This is a genomic window from Maritalea sp., from assembly GCF_047634455.1.
In the GTDB taxonomy this organism is placed as follows: Bacteria; Pseudomonadota; Alphaproteobacteria; order Rhizobiales; family Devosiaceae; genus Maritalea.
On the sequence record NZ_JBLIAI010000097.1, the window covers coordinates 1 to 6,228 of the forward strand.

A 6,228-nucleotide genomic window follows, 5' to 3' on the forward strand; every position below is an offset into this window, starting at 1 on the left:
CATATTCTGCACGTTCTTTACTTTTTTGCTCTTTATGATAGATTTGAGGTGTGTTTCGCACATTGGCTTTGACTCTTGCGGTCCAGCCAATGTCCACCACTTGGGTACCTTCCCTACAGGAGTGAGACAACTCTAATTAGCCCACCTAGAGCCATTTCTATTTGGCTTTGACATTTTGTGTAACAGGGTGCGCGCTACCTTGAAGCGCGACTTTTGTTTGAAAACAATGTGTTATCAAACAGGAGGAATATATCATGGGCACCAATTACACACAAATAGCTCCAGGACTGCATAACAGAGAATCGTGCAGCGTCTAAAGCTCCGCCTACCGTACTTAAATCCTGAATTGTGAGGTGATCATGATCATCTGGATACCAGTCGCGGCGTGGACCAACGCCGAGCTTAAACAGTGCTTCAGGCTCATAGCGCCCAGTAAATGTCACTATAGGACCATTGTCATCCGGAAAGCCGCCTATGTAGTATCTAGAACCGCTATCGTTTTCATACACGATAAACTTGTGGTCAAAAAACAACCAATCGGGTCGTCAATGGGGCGGTAACGTGCAGAAATAGTCATAAAGAAATCCTAAAAAAACGTGTATTATTACTTAACAAAAAACTAACCGGTGTTTCAGAATTCTCGTTGAGAAATAATGAAACGTGTACAGCCTCTCGGCGAAAGCTACCTGAGAGATTGTAGTGTAGTCGGCGATTCAGAAAAATGGCGGTGTCAACCACAATCAGGTTACCCTGTTTATCGCGCTTAGCGCCCGCCTGGATGTCGTAACCGTGGGCCAGCAAAACTTTGATCAATTCTACCGGATCAGATATGTGGGACGAATAGGCTTTTGCAAATTCCAGCGTAAAATCGGCACCTCTACGGTTTTCTTCTCCGCGAAAGCTGTGGTTTTTGAGCACCTCATAGAATGAAATCTGCTCATCGCTGAAGTTTTGCTTCTCCAAAAATGGTGAGACATACTCGAAATACAAAAAGATAATCACCAACAATGCTAAAACTGAAGCTGCAGTCACAATCCACACATTGCTGAATACGTCAGACTTCATCTTCACACCCTAACCACATAGTTTCCGCCGTAAGTCCTGAAACCCATGCGCGTCAGCAACCTGTCGGTTCGCTCAGGTTCAATGCCAGCGGTTGAATGAATATGCACTTCATGCGCTTCTTGGCTTTTGGCCCAATCCACCACTGTACGAATAAGCCTTATGCCCACCTTGCCGCCCAGCATTGTGGAACGGATTTTGCCTGAAACGTAGACGCCATATACCGTCACCATGCGCCCGCCAACGCCGAGATAATAATCCCCCGCGCCAGCATGCAACAGCCCAACTGTTTTGCCCTTAAATTGCGCATACACAGAAAGCGTATCGGCAGGGCTTTTAATGGCTCTGGTATAGTTGCGGATGAACTTCTCCTCAGAGAATTCCAAATGCGCATATCGGCTCTCGGCATGAAACTCGAGCGAAATATCTTTGATTTTGGAAATTTCTTCTTGCTGTGTCGCCCGGAAAATCTTGAGGTCTGATCCATTCGCCACAGCGCAAACGCCCTCAACCGCTTCTTCCGAAGTCGAAGAATGCGCCAATTCATCAACATTTTTGGGTGGAAAATCTAACTCTTCAATCACTTAAAACACAACTCCAACAACCCAAAAACATATTCAAAAAATAACAAAAGCAATATTCGTTGTTCGAACTTAAACAACAATGCGTACAATTATCAACCTATTTTAACCATTTCGAGGAACTTGCAATCAATCGGAACGACAATTGTGCCGTGCAAAGATGAGGCAAAAAGGCACGGTGGAAAACACAAACCGACGCGCCCGAAGATGGCTACCACGCGAACTCAATCTCAAAACGCTCTCAGATCATGATTTGAAGATGATCTGCGATCGTCTCAATCAAACGCCGAGAAAATGCTTAGGGTGGAAAACGCCGGCCGAAGTGTTCAAAGAAAAAATGCTGGAGGAAACCAAATGATCCCCCTACTCTGACAAGAACAAAAGTCGCGTTTCATTCGGCGCTCACACAGTCGAACAATTTCGCCTAAATCTGATCAAAATTGAACTGCTGTCCAGATCATTTCTCAATTGAGTTCAGACCCTAGGTGACCAGTCTTTGCAACAAGGAATCTGATGTGACGACGCCGATCGGTTCGCCCTTTTTAGTGACCACGACAGATGCGCGGGTTGCAGTTAAATCTGCCGCAAATTCCATAACCGGCGTGTCTTCATCCACTTGCAGATCGCCGCTTATATCGGCACTGGTCATCACGTCCTTCGCCCGCAAAAATGTGAGGGGATTAGAATGCGCCACAAATTCCTCCACATAGTCACTGACCGGATTGTTGGCGATGCCGTTGGGCGTATCACATTGCACAATGCGGCCGCCCTCCATGATGGCGATACGATTGCCCAATTTAAATGCTTCATCCAGATCGTGGCTCACGAAAATGATGGTGCGTTTAAGCCGTTCTTGCAATTCCAAAAGCTCGTCTTGCAGTTTGGTGCGAATGAGCGGATCAAGCGCGGAAAACGGTTCATCCATCAACAGGATCGGCGCTTCTGTGGCAAAAGCCCGTGCAAGGCCCACACGCTGTTGCATGCCGCCCGACAGCTCGTGGACCTTATTGTCAGCCCATTCTGTCAAGCCCACAAGGCCAAGCTGTTCCATAACAACTTCACGTCGCTTCGCCTTCGGCATGCCGCCCAACTCGAGACCTAAGCCTACATTTTCGGCAACAGAGCGCCAAGGCAGAAGCCCGAATTGCTGGAAAACCATGGCGATGCGTTCGCGCCGAATGCGGCGCAGATCAACTTGTGACGCCTTAGTCACATTCATGAGGCCATTGCCTTCGTCCACATGCACGGCACCCCGCACCACCGGGTTAAGCCCGTTGACGGCGCGAATAAGCGTTGATTTGCCTGAACCAGACAGCCCCATCAACACCAGAATTTCACCCTCGTTCACATCAAGGGAACAATTATGTACACCTAGGACCTGGTTTGATTTTTCCAGAACCGCGGTCCGGTCCAAACCTTCATCCATAAAAGGGAGCGCACTTTCCGGCGCGTCACCAAACACGATCGAAACATTTTCGATTTTGACAACAATATTCATTGTTCAGATCCCCTGTTCAGCATCCGATCCAGCAGGATGGCGACCACAACGATGACGATACCGCTTTCAAAGCCAAGCGCCGTATTCACTTGGTTCAAGGCACGCACAACCGGCACGCCAAGGCCATCAGCGCCCACCAGGGCAGCGATCACAACCATAGAAAGTGCGAGCATAATTGTTTGGTTCAGTCCCGCCATAATTTGTGGGAGGGCAAAAGGCAGTTCGGCTTTAACCAGCACATCTCGGTCGGTGCCGCCAAACGCGCGTACCGCCTCCGTTAAGCGGTTTGGCGTTGACGAAATACCCAATTGGGTGAGACGGATCGGGGCGGGCAGCACAAAAATGACCGTGGCGATCAAGCCGGGCACCATGCCGATACCGAAAAAGACAATCGCAGGGATCAGATAAACAAAGGTCGGCAAAGTTTGCATCAGGTCGAGCACTGGACGCATCATGGCATAAAGACGTGGTCGGTGTGCGGCGGCAATCCCTATAGGCACGCCAACCGACATACACACCAGACATGCAGAGAGCACAAGCGTAAGACTTTCAGTTGTCTCTTCCCAATAGCCTTGGTTCAAAATAAACAGGAAACCGAGGGCGACGAGCAAACAGGTTTTCCAATTGCGCTGCATGATCCAAGTGAAGCCAACGAACACAGCGATGATCACCAGTGGATGCGGTGTCTGTAAAATCCAAAGAAAACCATCAATCATGGCCTCAAGAACAAGGGACAATAAGTCGAGTGCGCCTTCCGCATTTTCTCGAATCCACTCAAAAATCGCACTTGCGACTTTGCCCACTGGAATTTTGTAAGACGTCAGCCAATCCACGTCGTAATTCCCCTTTTATGGTCTGGTGCTAATATCAGGTCGGCCCTGCACATCAGCGCAGGACCACATTTTATGACCAAAAACTATAGGCCAAAAACTATAGGCCAAAAACTATAGGCCAAGTGCTAATTTAACAGCAGGTAGCGCGTCGCCGCCATCCTGGGTGGTAACGCCGACCAACCAGCCGTCAAGCACAGATGGGTTTGCCGCCAACCACGCTTTTGCAGCGTCGCTTGCATTTTCACCATCATTGAGGATTGCGCCCATGATTTCGTTTTCCATTTCCAGAGAAAACTCAAGGTTTTGCAGCAGTTTGCCAACATTGGGGCATTCTTCAACATAGCCAGCGCGAGTGTTGGTGTAAACCGTTGCTCCACCGTAATTTTCTCCAAACCAATCATCGCCACCTGAAAGGTAGGTCAGGTCAAAATTGGCGTTCATGGGGTGTGGTGCCCAACCAAGGAATACGATCGGCTCGCCCTTTTTGGTCAAGCGGTTCACTTGCGACAACATGCCTTGCTCTGAGCTTTCTTTCACGTCAAAGTCTTTCAGGCCAAACGCATTTTCCGCGATCATATCGAGAATCAATCGGTTGCCATCATTGCCGGGCTCGATGCCAAAAATGGTTTCATCAAGGGCATCGGCATGCTCAGCGATTGAGCCAAAGTCTTTGATGCCAAGTTCGGCGCCAGCGGCGTTCGTGGCCAATGTATATTTCGCGCCCTGTAGGTTGGCACGCACGGTAACCACGGTACCTTTTTCGCGATAAGGGGCAATGTCGGCCTCCATCGTGGGCATCCAATTGCCCAAGAATACGTCCACATCACCCTGTTCAAGCGAAATGTAAGTTACTGGCACGGACAAAACGCGTGTCGTTGTGTCATAACCCAGTGCTTCAAGCACTGTTGTTGTGGCGGCTGTGGTGGCGGTGATGTCGGTCCAACCGACATCGGAAAATGTTACGGTTTCGCAATTGGCCATCGCAGAAGTTGCGCTAAGCGTAAAAATTGCAGCTGAAATTGAAAGTTTCATGGGGTTCCCTCTTTACGTTCATGTGATGAGCACATAAGTTATTGATTGACGAGTCAATTAATAATGCTTTATTTACGAATTGCAACCATCGAATCTGGAAAGACCGTATGGCACGTAAACCAGAAGCACAAAGACGTACAGAATTGATCGCAGCAACGATCCGAGAAATCGGCGCGAGCGGCACGCTCAATGTGACCACAAGTCAAATCGCGCGAAGCGCTGGCGTGTCGCCCGGGCTGGCCTTTCATTATTTCCAGGATAAGGAAGGCTTATTTCTTGCCGCCATGCGCTCAATTCTCACCGAATATGGCAATGACGTGCGACAGGCGCTCAGAGGAAAAAAGACACCGAACGAGCGGTTGGAAGCCATCGCACAAGCCAGCTTTGGCATGACAAGTTTTCGGCGCGAAGCCATTTCTGCTTGGATTAATTTTTATGCACTTTCACTGCGCTCTGCATCGGCGCGGCGGTTGCTTTATGTTTATCAACGCCGCCTGCATTCGAACCTTGTCGATGCGTTGCGCCCAAAGATTGGTGAGCGGGCACCAGACGTGGCGCGGCGCATTGCTGGCCTGATAGACGGGCTCTATTTACGCTATGCGCTCGACACAAAATCCATCCGCTTTATTGATTTTGAAACACATCAGCTCGACGGCGCAGAAGGCTCGCAACATGTGCTGCGCGCCATCGCTGCGGAGTGCACTGAGATTTCAGAAAATGGCGAAATCTCGACCGAACAGGCCGATCCAGATCCAACGGCCATTCTTGTTGGCCCTCAAGAGTAAAAATTGACCATGAATTACCGCCCAAAAGCCAGTCACTTCGTCAACGGTCAATATGTGGACGACACCGACGGTGAGAAAATTGATGTGATTTATCCGCATACGGGCGAAGTGATCGCAACGCTTCACACAGCGACAGCGACCATTATTGATATGGCGCTGGATAGCGCAAAAACTGCGCAAAAAACATGGGCTGCATTGTCGGGCACCGAGCGCGGCCGCGTGCTGCGCCGGGCAGCTGATATAATGCGTGAACGCAACCGGGAATTGTCTGAAATTGAAACCCTGAATACGGGTAAGCCTTTGTCTGAGACATTAATTGCGGACCCGGCATCAGGCGCAGACGCGCTTGAGTATTTCGGCGGCCTTGCAGGCACGTTGACAGGCGAGCATATTCCCCTTGCCGGCGGAGATTTTGTCTATACCCGCCGCGAAGCGTT

General features: G+C 49.6%; 7 protein-coding genes and 1 pseudogene. 3 read left to right on the top strand and 5 right to left on the bottom strand.

The features are described 5' to 3' along the window. Positions 1 to 573: 573 nt before the first annotated feature. A complete protein-coding gene (locus tag ACJAZW_RS14805) occupies positions 574 to 1,065 on the bottom strand; it encodes a hypothetical protein (protein WP_415159469.1) in 492 nt (163 codons plus the stop codon). A gap of 2 nt (positions 1,066 to 1,067) precedes the next feature. Next, positions 1,068 to 1,646 (bottom strand): hypothetical protein, encoded by a 579-nt coding sequence (locus tag ACJAZW_RS14810; protein ID WP_415159471.1) that lies wholly within the window; start codon positions 1,644 to 1,646, stop codon positions 1,068 to 1,070. A 163-nt stretch (positions 1,647 to 1,809) separates the two neighbouring features. On the opposite strand from ACJAZW_RS14810, the pseudogene ACJAZW_RS14815 reads away from it, so the two are divergent. Continuing rightward, positions 1,810 to 2,001, top strand: a pseudogene (locus ACJAZW_RS14815) (transposase); the annotation flags it as partial. 123 nt (positions 2,002 to 2,124) lie between these two features. Here the strand turns inward: ACJAZW_RS14815 and choV are convergent. From choV to choX, 3 genes are all read right to left on the bottom strand, one after another. Next, positions 2,125 to 3,141 (bottom strand): choline ABC transporter ATP-binding protein, encoded by a 1,017-nt coding sequence (gene choV / locus ACJAZW_RS14820; protein ID WP_415159473.1) that lies wholly within the window; start codon positions 3,139 to 3,141, stop codon positions 2,125 to 2,127. Beyond that, a complete protein-coding gene (gene choW, locus ACJAZW_RS14825; RefSeq protein WP_415159475.1) occupies positions 3,138 to 3,974 on the bottom strand; it encodes a choline ABC transporter permease subunit in 837 nt (278 codons plus the stop codon). The genes choV and choW overlap by 4 nt, the downstream gene beginning before the upstream one ends. Before the next feature lie 111 nt (positions 3,975 to 4,085). Beyond that, positions 4,086 to 5,006, bottom strand: a complete 921-nt coding sequence (gene choX / locus ACJAZW_RS14830) for a choline ABC transporter substrate-binding protein (RefSeq protein ID WP_415159477.1) — start codon at positions 5,004 to 5,006, stop codon at positions 4,086 to 4,088. Between the two features lie 107 nt (positions 5,007 to 5,113). Here choX and betI point away from each other — a divergent pair, with 107 nt between their 5' ends. After that, positions 5,114 to 5,791, top strand: coding sequence for a transcriptional regulator BetI (betI, locus tag ACJAZW_RS14835; RefSeq protein WP_415159479.1), 678 nt, complete (start codon positions 5,114 to 5,116; stop codon positions 5,789 to 5,791). Positions 5,792 to 5,800: 9 nt separating this feature from the next. Further along, positions 5,801 to 6,228 (top strand): aldehyde dehydrogenase family protein (locus ACJAZW_RS14840; protein ID WP_415159481.1); only part of this gene is annotated, 428 nt, incomplete at its 3' end.

Excerpts from the sequence above, each read along its gene's own strand:
- ACJAZW_RS14805 (WP_415159469.1), bottom strand. The coding sequence starts at position 1,065 with ATGAAGTCTGACGTATTCAGCAATGTGTGGATTGTGACTGCAGCTTCA.
- choV (WP_415159473.1), bottom strand. The coding sequence starts at position 3,141 with ATGAATATTGTTGTCAAAATCGAAAATGTTTCGATCGTGTTTGGTGAC.
- choX (WP_415159477.1), bottom strand. The coding sequence starts at position 5,006 with ATGAAACTTTCAATTTCAGCTGCAATTTTTACGCTTAGCGCAACTTCT.
- betI (WP_415159479.1), top strand. The coding sequence starts at position 5,114 with ATGGCACGTAAACCAGAAGCACAAAGACGTACAGAATTGATCGCAGCA.